The 1,557-nt window shown below is 69.7% G+C and carries 1 protein-coding gene; it reads left to right on the top strand.

Translation table 11 applies throughout. The features are described 5' to 3' along the window. Positions 1–510: 510 nt before the first annotated feature. Entirely contained in the window at positions 511–1,269 is a 759-nt protein-coding gene (locus ABT057_RS49065) for an IclR family transcriptional regulator (protein WP_352351911.1), read from the top strand. Positions 1,270–1,557: the final 288 nt, after the last annotated feature.

The raw sequence follows: 1,557 nt of genomic DNA, 5'->3' as shown, positions 1-1,557 counted from the left end.
CCTGCCCGACTGCGGGCACTGGGCCATGATCGAACAGAAGGAGGCCTGGGAAAGCGCCGTCCTGGCGTTCCTCACCCGCCCGGAGACCGGCTGAGCGGCAGACCGCACGACAGTGCCCGGGGCACGTGGTGTCCCGGGCACTGTCATGTCATGTCAGTCCGTGGTCCCGGCCATGTCCAGGACGGCGAGGTAAAGGTGACGAGGCGTCGCAGTCCGTCCGACGCGCGATCTGAACTCGGCCTCACCACCTGCGGCTGACACTCGCCCGACGTATACCGCTCTCCGGAAGAACTCTTCCGGGAAGCGGTACGGTTTGGGTGCCCAAAGAATGGACCGGTCACCCCAAAGAATGCGTGCACGACCCTTTCTCCGCGGACTGGGGCATTGATACCTTGTCGTCGGCGCCGAACTAGAATTGATTTCAGTGTGAGCAGAGAGGCACCGACGATGACGTCTGCCCTTCGCCTGGAACCCCGATCCGAGACGGACCACCCCGCGCTGCCGCCGTCGATGATGGAGCGCGTCACCCTGATCATGGACCTCTTCGAGAGGCCACAGACCCGTCTGACGCTCGAATCGGTCTCGCGCCGGACACACCTGCCGCGGTCGACCACCCATCGCATACTCGACCAACTGGTCCGGCTGGACTGGCTCCAGCACACGGTGGCCGGGTACCGGCTGGGACCGCGGGCGCTCGGCCTGGGCGGGCGCGAGATCGGACACAGCGCACTGCGGGCCGCCGCCGCACCACACCTGCTGGACCTGGCCGTACGCACCAAGATGGTCGTCCATCTCGCCGTGCTCGACGGGCCGGAGATCTACTACCTGGACAAGGTGGGTGGCCGGGCCGCCGTGGACATCCCGTCGCGGGTCGGCGGCAGGGCGGTCGCGCACTGCACCGGGCTCGGCAAGGCCATGCTCGCCTGGCTCAGCCCCGAGGAGATCGACGCCCGGTACGCGCAGGTGATCGAGCGGCGCACACACCACAGCATCGGCCGTGTCGACCACCTCCACCGGGAACTGCGGACCGTGCGCCACCGGGGCGGCCTGGCGATCGACCGGGGTGAGTGTTTTCCCGACCTCGGATGCGTCGGTCTCGCGCTGCGCGGCCCCGATGGGCCCGTCGGGGCGATATCGGTCGTCGGTGACGGCGGTTCCCCGCTGGAACTCGTCGCCCCCCTGGTGGTCAAGGTCGTGCGGACCGTGTCAGAGGAACTCTTCGGCACACCGTGGTCCCACCGCCGGGACGTGCCGCACGCAGTCGGCTGACGGCGGCCACACCCCGCCGGACACCGCGCGGTCTCCGGAGCGGCCGGCGCCGGCCCCGTACGCACCCTCACTGGAACGGCCGTGGCCGAGCGGACAACGGAATGCCCCGGGACCACACCCCGGGGCATTCCTTCTGCGTTTCCGCCTCCGGCCCGGCCGAGTCGGCAGGACGGGCCTGGGGGCCGGTGGCGGATCCGGTCGCGGTGGTGTCAGACGGTTGCGACCGGGGTGAGGGGGCTGCCTTGTGTGCCGGGCAGGTTGAGTGGGGGTGCGGTGAGGAGGAAGCGG

Origin of the sequence: Streptomyces sp. NPDC002588 (assembly GCF_040295925.1) — a bacterium.
Lineage (GTDB): Bacteria > Actinomycetota > Actinomycetes > Streptomycetales > Streptomycetaceae > Streptomyces.
Note: the sequence above shows the minus strand (reverse complement) of the source record. Positions and strands in the feature narration are given on the sequence as shown.